Origin of the sequence: Bradyrhizobium sp. SZCCHNS3002, from assembly GCF_032377435.1 — a bacterium.
GTDB lineage: Bacteria > Pseudomonadota > Alphaproteobacteria > Rhizobiales > Xanthobacteraceae > Bradyrhizobium.
On record NZ_JAUHHY010000001.1, the window covers coordinates 820610 to 833919 of the forward strand.

The following is a 13310-nucleotide window of genomic DNA, read 5'->3' on the forward strand; positions in this document are numbered from 1 at the left end:
GTCACGCCTTGGCGCCGGATTTGGCTTCAGCCTTTTCAGCCTTGGAGTCGGATTTGGATTCGTAGGAATCCCACACCAGCCGATCGAGCAGCCGGACGCCGTAGCCCGATCCCCAGCTCTGGTTGATCTCCGATTTCGGCGCGCCCATCGCGGTGCCGGCGATATCGAGATGCGCCCACGGCGTGTCGTTGACGAAGCGCTGCAGGAATTGCGCGGCGGTGATCGAGCCGCCATGGCGTCCGCCGGTATTCTTCATGTCGGCGAACTGCGAATCGATCAGCTTGTCGTATTCGTGGCCGAGCGGCATCCGCCACACCTTCTCACCCGTCTCCTGCCCCGCCTTGAGCAGCTTGTCGGCGAGATCATCATTGTTGGTGAAGAGACCGGCATGCTCGGTGCCCAGCGCGACCATGATCGCGCCGGTCAGGGTCGCCAGGTCGATCATGAATTTCGGCTTGAACTTGGTCGCGACGTACCAGAGCACGTCCGCGAGCACGAGGCGGCCCTCCGCATCGGTGTTGATGATCTCGATGGTCTGACCCGACATCGAGGTCACGATGTCGCCCGGACGCTGGGCGTTGCCGTCCGGCATGTTCTCGACGAGGCCGATCGCGCCGATCACGTTGGCCTTGGCCTTGCGGGCGGCGAGCGCATGCATCAGGCCGACCACGCAGGCCGCGCCGCCCATGTCGCCCTTCATGTCCTCCATCGAGCCGGCCGGCTTGATCGAGATGCCGCCGGTGTCGAAGCACACGCCTTTGCCGATGAACGCGACCGGCTGCTCGCCGCGCTTGCCGCCATTGTAGTGCATCACGACGGTGCGGCTCGGCCGTGCCGAGCCCTGGCCGACGCCGAGCAGCGCGCCCATCCCGAGTTTCTTCATCGCGGGCACGTCGAGGATCTCCACGGTGACGCCGAGCTTGCGCAAGGCGGCAGCGCGCTTGGCGAACTCCTCCGGGTAAAGGACGTTCGGCGGCTCGTTGACCAGATCGCGCGCCAGGATCACGCCGTCGGTGACATGGGACCGTGGCGCGAAGGCCTTCTTGGCCGCCGCGACGTCGGCCACGGCGATCGAGACATTGGCGCTGACGGCGCCCTCCTCGTCCTTCTTCTTGGTCTTGTAGCGGTCGAACCGATAGGCCCGCAGCCGGATCCCGGCAGCCAGCGAGCTGACCTGATCCGGCAGCAGCGGCCCGGCGGGCAATTCGGCCAGCACCGTCACCGCTTCAGTTCCGGCGTTCAGCTTTCCGGCTAAGGTCCCGCCGTATTTGAGGAAATCCTTGTCCTTGAGGTCCGTCCCCTTGCCGATGCCGATGACGATCAAGCGCTGAATCTTGATTCCCTCTGGAGCCAGCAGGTCCAGCACCGCGCCATCCTTGCCCTTGAACCGGGCCGCACCGGCCGCGCGCTTGACGAGGTCCGAGGCTCCCCCGAGCGCCTTCTCGGTCGCGCCTCCAAGTCGCAGGGTGTCATCGCAGAACGCCACCACGATGCCGCGCGGGGCGGTCGACAGCGGGACGAAGCCGACCTTGACGGCGTCGGACATCAAGCAATCCTCCAAATTTCGACGTGATGAGCAGCCACGTCCGACCGAAAACCTCAACGGCCAGACCAGGATGGCGGCAGTTCGGAACCCAACTTGGCAGCAGTATGGCCTGCCCGGGCCCGGGCTGCCAAGGGTCGCGTGGCGGACCGGTCACAATGATGAAATTTTAACCGTATTTTCGTGGCGCCATGCCACAGCCATTTTGTCGACGGATCAAAGGGATGGTACAGATATTCACCGCCTTCGGAACGTGACGGCGACTGCAGCCTTGGGGGGCCCGTTGCGAGGGTTGGCTGCAGCGCGCGTTCCGGCACAGATGACTGGGGATCGAGCGCAGACGATGGGGTCCATCGACAGGTACATCTTTCGCACGACGCTGGCGTCGTTCGCGTTGGTCCTGGTCAGCCTCACCGGCGTGATCTGGATTACGCAGGCGCTGCGCGGCATCGACCTGATGACCAGCCAGGGCCAGACGATCCTGACCTTCCTTGGCATCACCGGCCTCGTGATTCCCTCCCTGCTCGGCGTCATCGCGCCGATCGCGCTGATGATCGCGGTCTCGCACACGCTGAACAAGCTTGCGACCGATTCGGAGATCATCGTCATGAACGCGGCCGGCATGTCGCCGATCCGGCTGTTCGTGCCGTTCGCCTATGCCACCTGCGCGGTGGCCGTGCTGGTGACGCTGATCGCCGCCTTTTTCGCCCCCGACGGCCTGCGCCGGATCAAGCAGTGGGATGCCGAGATCACCGCCGACGTGCTCGCCAACATCCTGCAGCCCGGGCGGTTCGCGCAGCTCGACCAGAACCTGACCATCCGGATCCGCGAGCGCCAACCCGGCGGCGAGCTGTCCGGCATCCTGATCGACGACCGCCGCGACCCCAAGGAGCGAATCACGATCATCGCCGAGAAGGGCACCGTCGTGAAGAATGCCGACGGCTCGTTCCTGGTGCTCGAGGACGGCAATCTGGAACGCTTCGAGCTCGGCAAGCGCGAGCCGGCGATGGTCGCGTTCGCCCGCTACGCCTTCGACATGTCGAAGTTTTCGAACCAGGGCCGCGACGTCACGCTCGGCATCCGCGAGCGCTATCTGTGGGAGCTGATGGCGCCCGCCGAGAACGATCCGATCTACAAGCAGATCCCCGGACAATTCCGCCAGGAATTGCACGACCGCTTCCTGGCGCCGATCTATCCGTTCGCCTTCGCTGCCCTCACCTTCGCGTTCCTGGGCGCGCCGCGGACGACACGCCAGAGCCGCAACTTCTCGTTCGGCAGCGCCATTCTCGCCGTGTTCGGCGTGCGCATGGCGGGCTTCGCCTGCTCGGTCATGACCGTGAAGACGCCGATGGCGGCGCTGGTGCAGTACCTCATGCTGTTCGGCGTGCTCGGCCTCAGCATCTGGATCATCATCGGCGGCGTGGTGGTCGAGCCGCCGGCGCGGCTGATGGAAGCCATCAACCGCTCGAACGCGCGGATCGCACGGCTGTTCGGGAGGCCGGCCACCGCATGAGCATGGTCACCAACACGCTCGGGCGCTATTTCGCCAGCCGCTTCCTGGTCTCGGCGGTCGGCGTGTTCGCGAGCATCTTCATCCTGCTCGTGCTCGTCGACTACATCGAGATGGTGCGCAAGACCTCCGGGCTTGCCTCCGCCTCGGCGCTGATGGTGGCGGAGACGTCGCTGTTCCGGGTGCCGCAATTGCTCGAGAAGATGATGCCGTTCTGCGTCCTGATCGGCGCCATGACCTGCTATCTCGCGCTGTCGCGCCGGCTCGAACTCGTGGTGGCGCGCGCAGCCGGGGTCTCCGCCTGGCAGTTCATCGCGCCGGCGCTGGCAAGCGCCATCGTGCTCGGGCTGATGGCCACGACCCTCTACAATCCGATGTCGGCCAATCTGCGCGAGCTCTCCAAGCGCATGGAGGCCGAGCTGTTCGGCGCAGCGCCCGGCGGCGGCGTGCAGGATGCGGCCGGCTTCTGGCTCAACCAGATCAACCCCGACGGCTCGGTCATCATCAATGCCGCGCGCAGCGAGCAGCAGGGCGTCCGCCTGACCGGACTGACCCTGTTCCGTTTTGATACGGACAAGCACTTCAAGGAGCGAATCGAAGCGCGCGAGGCGACCCTGGAAGAAGGCCGGTGGGTCTTCCGGTCCGTGCGCCGATTCTCCCTCGATGCCCCACCGGTCGACGAACCGACGTACATTCTTCCGACCAGCCTGACGCCGGCGCAGGTCCGAAACAGCTTCTCCACCCCCGAAACTGTGTCGTTTTGGCAACTGCCGACATACATCCGTTCGTCGGAGAGCTCAGGCTTCGCGACCGCGGGGTACCGACTGCAGTATCATAAGCTGATCGCGCAGCCGTTTTTGCTGGCTGCGATGGTCATGCTGGCTGCGTCCGTGTCGCTCAGGTTCTTCCGAATGGGTGGCGTACAGAAAATGGTTTTGAGTGGCGTGGGCGCCGGGTTTCTGCTCTACGTTCTGTCGAAAGTAACTGAAGATTTGAGCAAGGCTGAGTTGATGAATCCGATCGCTGCGGCGTGGCTGCCGGTGTTCGTCGGCGGCCTCACCGGTTTCATGGCTTTGCTCTACCAGGAGGACGGCTAGTGTCGTTCGTTGCCGTCCGTCAGACAGCGCTCGCCGCGCTTCGGCAGCATGCCGTTGCGCGCGCCGGTTGCGCGCGCGTGCGTCGCGCCGGGTCTGGCGTACTTGGATTCGTTCTGGCCTGCGGGCTCGGCCTGATGGTTGCTGCTGCGACCGCGGTCGTGGCGCCGACCCCTGCCGTCGCGCAGGGCTTCACCTACAATCCGCGCCCGCCCAAGGCGCCGCCGCCGCGCGTCGCCAACGACAACCAGATGCTGGTGCAGGCGACCGAGGTCGATTACGACTACAACAACTCGCGCGTGTCGGCGGTCGGCAACGTGCAGCTGTTCTACAACGGCACCTCGGTCGAGGCCGACCGGGTGATCTACGACCAGAAGACCAAGCGCCTGCATGCGGAAGGCAACATCCGCATGACCGACGCCGACGGCAAGATCACCTACGCCAACAGCCTCGATCTGTCGGACGACTATCGCGACGGCTTCGTCGATTCGCTGCGCGTCGAGACCGAGGACCAGACGCGGATGGCGGCGACCCGCGCCGACCGCTCCAAGGGCAATTACACCGTCTTCGAGAACGGCGTATACACCGCCTGCGCGCCGTGCAAGGACGATCCGAAGAAGCCGCCGCTGTGGCAGGTCAAGGGTGCGCGCATCATCCACGACCAGACCGAGAAGATGCTGTATTTCGAGAACGCCCAGCTCGAATTCTTCGGCGTTCCCCTGGCCTACATCCCCTATTTCTCGACGCCCGATCCGACGGTGAAGCGCAAGAGCGGCTTCCTGATGCCGGGCGTCACCCAGACCGGCGGCTACGGCTTCGGCGTCGACATCCCCTATTACTGGGCGATCGCGCCGGATTACGACGCGACGTTCACGCCGCGCATCACCTCCAAGCAGGGCGTGCTGCTGCAGACCGAGTTCCGCCAGCGCCTCAGCAATGGCGGCTATCAGGTGCGCCTGTACGGCATCGATCAGCTCGACCGCAAGGCCTTCGCCGGCCAGCCGGGCGACCGCCAGTTCCGCGGCGGCGTCGACACCAAGGGCCAGTTCGCGCTCAACGACAAATGGGTCTGGGGCTGGGACGGCATCCTGCTGTCCGACTACATGTTCCTGTCGGATTACCGGCTGGCGCAGTATCGCGATCCGTTCAACTCGTTCATGAGCCTCCCGACCGAGGCGATCTCGCAGCTTTACTTGACCGGCGTCGGCAGCCGCAGCTTCTTCGACGTCCGGGCGATCCACTATCTGAGCTTCTCGGGCAACCAGCAGACCGTGCCGGTGGTCTATCCGGTGCTGGATTACTCGAACGTGCTGAACTATCCCGTGTTCGGCGGCGAGTTCAGCTACAAGACCAACTTCGTCAATCTGAGCCGCCAGACGGCCGTGTTCGACCCGATCACGACCACGGCCAACACCGCCGGGCTGTGCACGACGGTGTCTGCCGATCCGCGGGCGCGCCTGCCCACCCAGTGCCTGCTGCGCGCCACGCCCGGCACCTACACCCGCCTGACCGCGCAGGCGGAGTGGCGGCGGTCGTTCACGGATCCCTACGGCCAGATCTGGACGCCGTTCGCGATCCTGCGCGCGGATGCGATCAACGCCAACGTCTCGAACCAGCCGGGCGTGGGCAACTTCCTGCAGACCGGGGACACCCAGGCGCTGCGCCTGATGCCGACGGTCGGCCTGGAATATCGCTATCCGTTCATCAACGTTCAGCCATGGGGCACGACGACGATCGAGCCGATCGCGCAAGTGATCATCCGGCCGAACGAGACCTATGCCGGCCGGCTGCCGAACGAAGACGCCCAGAGCATGGTGTTCGACGCCAGCAACCTGTTCAGCGTCGACAAGTTCTCCGGCTATGACCGCGTCGAGGGCGGCGGCCGCGCCAATGTCGGTGTCCAGGCGACGACGCAGTTCGACCGCGGCGGCACCATCAACGTGCTGTTCGGCCAGTCCTACCATTTGTTCGGGATGAACTCGTTCGCGGTGCAGGACGCCAACAACACCGCCATCGGTTCCGGCCTGGACAAGAACGCCTCGGACTACGTGGCGCGCGTCGACTATTCGCCGAACCGCACCTACACGTTCAGCATGCGCAGCCGGTTCGACCAGCAGACCCTGAACATCCAGCGCTTCGAGGCGGAAGCCAAGGCGAACTTCGATCGTTGGTCGGTGGCCCTGACCTACGGCAACTATGCCGCCGATCCGGCGCTCGGCTACCTCGACCGTCGCGAGGGCATCCTCGGCAGCGGCTCGGTCAAGGTGGCGCCGAACTGGGTCGTCACGGGTGCGGCGCGCTGGGATCTGGCAGCCAACAAGATCAACCAGTATGTGATCGGCGCCGGCTATGTGGACGATTGTTTCGTGCTGGCCGCCAACTATGTAACGTCGTATAATTATACGGCGGGCACCACTCCCCCCGTTCTGAGCCATGCCTATATGCTCCAGATCGGACTCCGGACGCTGGCTAATTCCTCGTCCACGGGAACCGGGGCTGGGGGCCTGCAGTAGCGCGCGCCAGTCTCCGACGGGCCGCTCCGTGGGGGTCGAAAGTCCCTCGTTGGGAGCCGTGGCGCCGCTTCCAGTTGGATCAATAGCGACAACGAAGCTTGGTCATGACGATCGCGTTCTCTCCTCGCCTTCGGGCCCTGGCCATCTGCACTCTTGCCGCACTCGTCTGCGGCATCGGAACGATGTCGGCTCGCGCCCAGAGCATCGTCGTCATGGTCAATGGCGATCCCATCACCGACTATGACATCGAGCAGCGCACCAAGCTGAACTTCCTGAGCACTCGCAAGCATCAGACTCGCCAGGAGATCATCAACGAGCTGATCGACGACAAGGTGAAGATCAAGGAAGGCAAGAAGTTTGGCGTCGAGCCGACCGCCTCCGACGTCGACCAGTCGTTTGCCGGCATGGGCTCTCGCATGCGGCTCAACCCGGAACAGTTGACCAAATCGCTGGAGAGCCAGGGTGTGCGGCCGGAGACGCTGAAGGCGCGCATCAAGGCCGAGATCGTCTGGAGCAGCCTGGTGCGCGGCCGCTACAAGGAACGCCTGATCGTCTCCGACAAGGACGTGGCCGCGGCTGTCGCCGCCGCGGGCGGCGATGGCGATCAGCAGGGCCAGGCGTTCGAGTACAAGATGCAGCCGATCGTGCTGATCGTGTCGAACTCCTCGAACCAGGGTCTGATGGAAGCGCGGCACAAGGAGGCCGAGGCCTTGCGCGCACGGGTGCAGACCTGCGCCGAAGCCAACAACATCTTCAAGACGACGGCGAATGCGGTCATCAAGGAGATCGTCGTCAAGACGTCCGCCGACATCCCGCCGAATCTGCGCAAGCTGCTCGATGACACGCCGATCGGCCACCTGACTCCGCCGGAAGCGACGCGGCAGGGCATCCAGATGGTGGCCCTCTGCTCGCGGACTCCGACCACGATCGACACGCCGAAGAAGCGGGAGATCAAGGAGCAGATGTACACCAAGAAATACGAGGCCACCTCCAAGGCCTATCTGCAGGAAGTCCGCAAGGCGGCGATGATCGAATATCGCTGATGACGAAGCCGCTCGCGCTGACCCTGGGGGAACCGGCAGGCATCGGACCCGACATCACCCTGCAGGCGTGGCTGCGCCGCACCGAGCTCGGACTCCCCGCCTTCTACGTGCGCGGCGATCCTGTCTTTCTCGCGCAGCGCGCCAGGCTGCTCGACCTTCCCGTCACCGTGGACGAAGTTCGTCCCGAACAGGCGGCACAGGCGTTTGGGACCGTGCTGCCCGTGGTCTCCACCGGACACGCCGTGACGGCCCTGCCGGGCCGTCCGGACACGACGAGTGCCGCGGCGGCCATCGGCTCGATCCGTGAGGCGGTGGCCGACGTGAGGGCCGGACGCGCCAGCGCCGTCGTGACCAACCCGATCGCCAAGGCCGTGCTCTACCGTGCCGGCTTCTCGCATCCCGGCCATACCGAATTTCTCGCCGAGCTCGCCGCCGATGGCGGCGCGGTCCCGCAGCCTGTCATGATGCTGTGGTCACCGATGCTCGCCGTCGTGCCGGTGACGATCCACGTCGCGCTGCGCGACGCGATCGAGCAGCTCACGAGCCCGCTGATCACCTCGACGACGCGCATCGTCGCGGCGAGCCTGCGCCGCTATTTCGGCGTGTCGCGGCCGCGCATTGCGATGTCGGGACTCAATCCGCATGCGGGCGAGGACGGTACGCTCGGCACCGAAGAGGACACGATCATCGCGCCCGCGATCGCAACCTTGCGCAATGCCGGCCTCGACGTGCAGGGACCGTTGCCCGCCGACACGATGTTTCATGACGCCGCGCGCAAGACCTACGACTGCGCCATCTGCATGTATCACGACCAGGCGCTGATCCCGATCAAGACGCTGGCGTTCGACGACGGCGTCAACGTGACGCTCGGCCTGCCGTTCATCCGCACCTCGCCGGACCACGGCACGGCGTTCGGCATCGCCGGCAAGGGCAGCGCCAATCCGGCGAGCCTGATCGCAGCGTTGCGACTCGCCGCACGCATGGTCCAGCAATCATCATGAGCGCGATCGACGACCTCCCGCCGCTGCGCGAGGTCATCCGCGATCATCAGTTGTCGGCGCGCAAGGCGCTCGGCCAGAACTTCCTGCTCGATCTCAATCTCACCGCCCGGATCGCGCGCGCCGCGGGTCCGCTCGAGGACGCCACGGTGGTGGAGATCGGCCCAGGCCCGGGCGGCCTGACGCGGGCGCTGCTCGCGCTCGGCGCGCGCCACGTGATCGCGGTCGAGCACGACGAGCGCGCGATCCCGGCGCTGCAGGCGATCGCCGCGCGCTATCCGGGGCGGCTCGAAATCGTCTGCACCGACGCCCGCACCTTCGACGTCCGGCCCTACCTCGGCAGCACCAAAGCAAAGATCGTCGCCAACCTGCCCTACAACATCGCGACGCATCTCCTGATCGGCTGGCTCTCCGCGGAGCCGTGGCCGCCCTGGTACGACATGATGGTGCTGATGTTTCAGCGCGAGGTCGCCGAGCGCATCGTCGCGCGCGAGAACGAGGACGCCTATGGGCGGCTCGGCGTGCTCGCCAACTGGCGCTGCGAGACCAAGATCCTGTTCGACATCTCGCCATCCGCCTTCGTGCCGCCGCCGAAGGTCACGTCGTCCGTGGTGCGGCTGGTGCCGCGCCCGTCGCCCGAACCCTGCGACCGCCGCGCGCTCGAGCAGGTCGCCGCCGCCGCCTTCGGCCAGCGCCGCAAGATGCTGCGGCAGAGCCTGAAGTCGCTGCCGGCGGATCCCGCGCGGCTCGCAGCCGCCGCAGGCGTCGATCCCACCCGCCGCGCCGAGACCATTCCGGTGTCGGGCTTTGTTGCCATGGCCCGCGAATTGACCAATAGTCGCGACGAGAACAAGTCGTAATCAACAAGCATTTCAGGGAGTTTCATCATGGCGTTGATGCGCCGTCAGTCGCTCGTCAAGTTCGACGCACCGCTGTGCGAAACCATCGTCGAGACGCCGAAGCCGCAAGGCCGGGAAGTTCTGGTTCGCATCGAGCGCTGCGGCCTGTGCCACTCCGACCTGCATATCCAGGACGGCTATGCCGATCTCGGCGGCGGCAAGCGCCTGGACACCACGCGCGGCATGACCCTGCCCTTCACGCTCGGCCATGAGATCGCCGGCGTTGTCGACGAGGTCGGAGCCGACGTGCCGAAGGAGCTGATCGGCGCCCGGCGCGCGGTGTTTCCGTGGATCGGCTGCGGCCAGTGCCGCGACTGCGCCAATGGCGACGAGAATTTGTGCGCCAAGCAGCGCTTCCTCGGCGTCTCGATCGACGGCGGCTTCGCCACCCACGTGCTGGTGCCGGATGCGAAGTATCTGCTGGAATACGATCCGCTGCCGGTCAACCAGGCCGCGACGCTGATGTGCTCCGGCGTAACGGCCTATGGCGCGCTCAAGCGCCTCGTGGATCGGCCTCGCCAGCGCAATCTGCTGCTGATCGGACTCGGCGGCGTCGGCATGATGGGCCTGTCGTTCGCGCAGGCTATGTTCAAGCAGCCGATCTCGGTGGCCGACCTCTCGGCGGCCGCGCGCGAAACCGCGCTGCAGAATGGCGCCGCGACGGCCTACGATCCGGCCGAGCCGGATGTGATCAAGCGCATCCTCAAGGAGACCGAGGGCGGCTTCGACGAAATCGTCGATTTCGCCGGCAACGAGAAGTCGATGGCCTTTGCGGTCTCCGTCGCAGCGCGCGGCGGCAAGATCGTCGTATCAGGACTGATGGGCGGCCAGTTCACCCTGCCGATGGTTCAATGGGTGTACAAGCGCATGACCATCGAGGGCTTCATGGTCGGCACTCTGGCCGAGGCGCACGAACTGATGGCGCTCGCGCGCGCCGGCAAGATCAAGCCGCCGCCGATGCGCGAGGAGCCGATGGCTGACGTACAGAAGTGGATCGATGCGCTGCGCGCCGGCCATGTGGTCGGACGCGTGGTGCTGACGAACTGATCCCTCGCCGTTGCGACATCGCGCGCGGCGACGGTGCTGTACCGCCGCCGCTCGCCGCCACTGCGGCCCATCATTTGTCCACAAACGCAGAGGTTGTCGGCGCGACGCCTCTGACCCCTGAGGGTGAAAAGCCAGGTCCATCGTCACCGATGTGACCGATTTGGCGCGATAGCGCGGCCAAAATCGCGGCGTGATGCGGAGCTTCTTGTGGGAAAAAAGCCGCACTCGGGCACGAAAGGATCGCGACAGAATTAATCCGGAATTGCGGCTCATTGCCACCCAACTTCTCTCCGAGAACGCGCCGTTGCGTAAGCGTATCCGGAGTCTTCAATGGCAAGCCGAACGGCAGGAGTTGCGTTTGCCATTGCAGCCGGAATCCTTGGCACCGTCGTGCTCGTGCTGCCGCGCGTCGTGTTGGCGGCGGAGGAATGTCTGACCGAGCCGACGGGAGAGAAGTCCGACGCGCAACGCTGGTACTATCGTTTCGATCGTGGCACCAATCGGCGTTGCTGGTATCTGAAAGACGCCAACGGCAACACCCGTGACGCCGCGGCACCGATACGGGCGACGCAGCAGCCGGCTCCGTGGGACTTCGCCCAGCCCGCTCCACCCAAACTGACGCCAAGACGCACCGATGGCCCGGTCGCTCGCACCAGCGACGCCCTCGCAGAAGCGCCGCAGCCGCGGCTGCGTGCCGATCTCGCCGTGCGGGGCACCCCGAAGCCGCAGACTCTTGCCACACCGACGACGCTGACCGCATCCGACACCAGCCTGCCCCGCAGCCTCGATACCTCGCCCTGGCCCTCTGCCCCGCCACAACAGGCGGAGCCGATCGCTGCCGATGCGCCACCGCCGGCAATGGCCGACGACGGCAATGCGGAGCCGGACACGAATGCGGCGCCGGCTGCCGACGGGCCGATCATCGCACCGAAGCCAAGCAAGCCCGAAGCGCCCATCCACGTGCTCATGCTCGTGGTCATCGGCGCCCTCGCGATTTCAGGACTGCTGGCGAGCGCGCTCTATCGGCTCAGCCGGATGGGACGGCGGCAACGGCGCAACGGCAGCTGGCACGCGGACGCAGTCCGGATGCGCCGTAGTCGCATCAAACCACGGTCCAAGGCGCCGCAGGGCGGGATGCGTGCGGGCCGCGGCAGCATGCCGGCAGCACCCTCCCATTCAGGCGGCAGCCGCGGCTCTCAGCCGGCTTCGGCGCTCGACCTCGCGAGCGCGCGGCTGGCGGCTTCGCCGGACCAGGTCGAGCCCCGTCCGCAGCGGCCGGCGCCGTCTCCCCAGCAGCAGGATCACCCGGCCGTAGCCGCACGCCGACGCGACCGGGACGCGGCTGCGGCGATGCAACGATCGCAGTCCACCGACGCGGTATGGCAGGCGGTCGATGAGCTGGTCGATCGCGCAGCAGTACGCCGGGCCGAGCCTTCCGGGGCACAGACCGCTGCGACCAACGCGCAGCCAATGCCGGTTGCCGCAACTGCCCCATCGCCTACTGCTCCGGCGCAGGCACAACTGACGGCTGCCCAGATGGCCGCGGCGCAGGCCGCTGCCGCCAAGATTGCAGCAGCCCAGGCGAGCGCTGCTGCTGCAGACGCCTCGCCGCGCTCGCCGACCTATGCGGCACCGACGGCACCCGCCGAGCCCTGGCCGGCGGCGCAGCGGGTTGAACCAGCGAATCCCGCCCGTATCCAGGTGGGCGCACCAATGCCGCCATCGGCCCCGCCACCGACGCAGGCTGCCGCGACCGCCGCCCCACCCGCCCCTGTCGACGTCAGCGAAATCGTGTCGGCGCTGCGCAGGGCCCGCAACAGCGATGCCACGTCCCCCGCTGCCGGCGCGCCGATCGACGCCGCCAAGGTGATTGCCGCGCTGCTGGTGTCGCGCGCGGCCAAGCGGCGTACCCCGCAACCCGGCGAGGCTGGCGACGGTCCGGCTGCAGCGGCCCTCGCTGAGACGGCTCCGCCAGCGCAGGCGGACGCTGCACACCGGACCACGCAGGCGTCGCAACCCCTGACGAACCAATTGCGTGGCGGCCAGCCGGCCGCTCAGCCCGTTCCCGCGATGCCCGATCAGCCCGCGCCCCCGCGCGCGCCGTCAACGGCACCAGCCGATCCAGCGGCCGCGCTGATCGAGACGCTTCGCGCGCATGCGGCACGACAGCCGGCCCCTCAGCCTGACGATGACATCGCGAGGGCCGGACCCGGGATGATGTCGGAGGCCCCTGCCGCCGAAGACGACGAGCTCGACGATCCTGCGGCGGCGCTGATCAACCTTCTGCAGTCGCGCTTTTCATTGCCCGAAGACGAGCTGGAGGCGGAGCCGCAGCAGGAGGAGTTCTCCGTCGAGGCTCCGCAGGACGTCGCGCATATGCATGATGATCCCGCGGCCCGACTGATGAGTCTCTTGGAATCGCGGTCGTCGATCCCCGCCGCGCCACCGATCATCGACAGGCCGCAGGCGCCGCAGCAACCGCAGCGGCCGCCGCAGCAGCGACCCCTGTTCGTGCCGAGCCAGTTCGAGGACCCGGCGACCCCGCCGCTCGACTTTATTCCGCGGCCTCCGGCGCTGCGCCCGCGGCCGCGCAACATTCAGCACGATGATGAGCTCGACGGCATCCAGGACATCCTGGCGCGCCTCGGCCGGCGGGCGTAGAC

At 66.5% G+C, this 13310-nt stretch carries 9 protein-coding genes; 8 read left to right on the top strand and 1 reads right to left on the bottom strand.

Annotated elements, in window-relative coordinates:
- Window position 1: 1 nt before the first annotated feature.
- Window positions 2-1546 (bottom strand): leucyl aminopeptidase, encoded by a 1545-nt coding sequence (locus tag QW845_RS03770; RefSeq protein ID WP_315800288.1) that lies wholly within the window; start codon window positions 1544-1546, stop codon window positions 2-4.
- Between the two features lie 340 nt (window positions 1547-1886).
- Here QW845_RS03770 and lptF point away from each other — a divergent pair, with 340 nt between their 5' ends.
- The 8 genes from lptF (at window position 1887) to QW845_RS03810 (ending at window position 13308) form a co-directional block, all read left to right on the top strand.
- Window positions 1887-3056, top strand: a complete 1170-nt coding sequence (gene lptF, locus QW845_RS03775; RefSeq protein WP_315800289.1) for an LPS export ABC transporter permease LptF — start codon at window positions 1887-1889, stop codon at window positions 3054-3056.
- Window positions 3053-4150, top strand: coding sequence for an LPS export ABC transporter permease LptG (gene lptG / locus QW845_RS03780; RefSeq protein ID WP_315800290.1), 1098 nt, complete (start codon window positions 3053-3055; stop codon window positions 4148-4150). Before lptF ends, lptG begins: the two co-directional genes overlap by 4 nt.
- Entirely contained in the window at window positions 4150-6660 is a 2511-nt protein-coding gene (locus tag QW845_RS03785) for an LPS-assembly protein LptD (RefSeq protein ID WP_315800291.1), read from the top strand. Before lptG ends, QW845_RS03785 begins: the two co-directional genes overlap by 1 nt.
- 104 nt (window positions 6661-6764) lie before the next feature.
- Window positions 6765-7703: a SurA N-terminal domain-containing protein gene (locus QW845_RS03790; protein WP_315800292.1), complete on the top strand. Its 939-nt coding sequence runs from the start codon at window positions 6765-6767 to the stop codon at window positions 7701-7703.
- Entirely contained in the window at window positions 7703-8704 is a 1002-nt protein-coding gene (gene pdxA / locus QW845_RS03795) for a 4-hydroxythreonine-4-phosphate dehydrogenase PdxA (RefSeq protein WP_315800293.1), read from the top strand. Before QW845_RS03790 ends, pdxA begins: the two co-directional genes overlap by 1 nt.
- A complete protein-coding gene (gene rsmA, locus QW845_RS03800; protein ID WP_315800294.1) occupies window positions 8701-9561 on the top strand; it encodes a 16S rRNA (adenine(1518)-N(6)/adenine(1519)-N(6))-dimethyltransferase RsmA in 861 nt (286 codons plus the stop codon). The genes pdxA and rsmA overlap by 4 nt, the downstream gene beginning before the upstream one ends.
- Window positions 9562-9588: 27 nt before the next feature.
- A complete protein-coding gene (locus tag QW845_RS03805) occupies window positions 9589-10647 on the top strand; it encodes an alcohol dehydrogenase (protein WP_315800295.1) in 1059 nt (352 codons plus the stop codon).
- Window positions 10648-10977: 330 nt separating this feature from the next.
- The gene (locus QW845_RS03810) at window positions 10978-13308 is read left to right on the top strand and encodes a hypothetical protein (protein ID WP_315800296.1); all 2331 of its coding nucleotides are present in this window, start codon (window positions 10978-10980) and stop codon (window positions 13306-13308) included.
- Window positions 13309-13310: the final 2 nt, after the last annotated feature.

Coding starts and splice junctions, on each gene's coding strand:
- QW845_RS03770 (WP_315800288.1), bottom strand. CDS start 1,546: ATGTCCGACGCCGTCAAGGTCGGCTTCGTCCCGCTGTCGACCGCCCCG.
- lptF (WP_315800289.1), top strand. CDS start 1,887: ATGGGGTCCATCGACAGGTACATCTTTCGCACGACGCTGGCGTCGTTC.
- lptG (WP_315800290.1), top strand. CDS start 3,053: ATGAGCATGGTCACCAACACGCTCGGGCGCTATTTCGCCAGCCGCTTC.
- QW845_RS03790 (WP_315800292.1), top strand. CDS start 6,765: ATGACGATCGCGTTCTCTCCTCGCCTTCGGGCCCTGGCCATCTGCACT.
- pdxA (WP_315800293.1), top strand. CDS start 7,703: ATGACGAAGCCGCTCGCGCTGACCCTGGGGGAACCGGCAGGCATCGGA.
- rsmA (WP_315800294.1), top strand. CDS start 8,701: ATGAGCGCGATCGACGACCTCCCGCCGCTGCGCGAGGTCATCCGCGAT.
- QW845_RS03805 (WP_315800295.1), top strand. CDS start 9,589: ATGGCGTTGATGCGCCGTCAGTCGCTCGTCAAGTTCGACGCACCGCTG.
- QW845_RS03810 (WP_315800296.1), top strand. CDS start 10,978: ATGGCAAGCCGAACGGCAGGAGTTGCGTTTGCCATTGCAGCCGGAATC.